This window comes from Streptomyces sp. SID13666 (assembly GCF_010548325.1).
Lineage (GTDB): Bacteria > Actinomycetota > Actinomycetes > Streptomycetales > Streptomycetaceae > Actinacidiphila > Actinacidiphila fildesensis.
This window is the reverse complement of the sequence record NZ_JAAGLX010000140.1, coordinates 1-780: the sequence shown is the minus strand read 5'-3', so window position 1 is coordinate 780 and position 780 is coordinate 1. Positions and strand designations below refer to the sequence as shown.

The window sequence follows — 780 nt, the reverse complement described above, 5'->3', positions numbered from 1 at the left end:
GGACGATGACGACGACGGCCGGCCGCGGCCGGCCTGGGCGGCGAAAACCCGCGCCTGACCAACTGCCTCGCTCGGCATGGTCACCGGGAGCGCGGCCGGGCCAGCCGTTCCTGCGGACTCCGTCAGCTGAGCCGCCTCCAGATGCTGCCGGGTACGGGCCAGCTGCTTGCCGCCGCGCACAACGTGCACGATGCCGGCCTCACGGTCCGCCCGCACGGCAGCCAGGCGGTCCTCAAGCACCCGCAGCCGCCGCGACTTCGCATGCCACTCCCGCCGCGACCGATAACCCCCGGGTGACTTTTTCGTCCCCTTCCGCCCGACCGGCAGCGACAGCCGCTGCTCGATGGTGCGGACGCCCGCTTCCAGGTTCTGGAGGTGCGCCAGCTGGCAGCGCCGGGCCAGCCCCCACTGATCATGCGACGCCTTGGTGACACTGCCAGCCCACCGAGACGACGAGAGCGGCGTCAGCTCATGCTTACGCACCGCCCACGCCTCCCCGGAGTGCTCCAGGCCGTCCCGGCAGCGCGTCTTGAGGTCTTTCGAGGCCAGCGACCCCAGATGCGCACCCACCAGACGCAACACCTCCTCATCGCCCGGCGTCAGCTGCTTGAGACGGGTCCGCACGGCCACACCAGACGGACCCGACGCGACGAACGGCGCCGCCAGACTCCTCAGCTCGGCCACGCCGTCACCCCCGCCCGTCCCCACCCGAAGATTCCGTCGCCATGGCAAACGAGCACCACTCGCGAAGGTCACGCATTCGACACGAGAACGCCAGTT

1 pseudogene is annotated in these 780 nt (G+C 70.8%); it reads right to left on the bottom strand.

Annotation, left to right across the window (positions count from 1 at the left end):
- Positions 1-684: pseudogene (locus G3I60_RS43770) on the bottom strand (hypothetical protein); the annotation flags it as partial.
- Positions 685-780 lie beyond the last annotated feature (96 nt).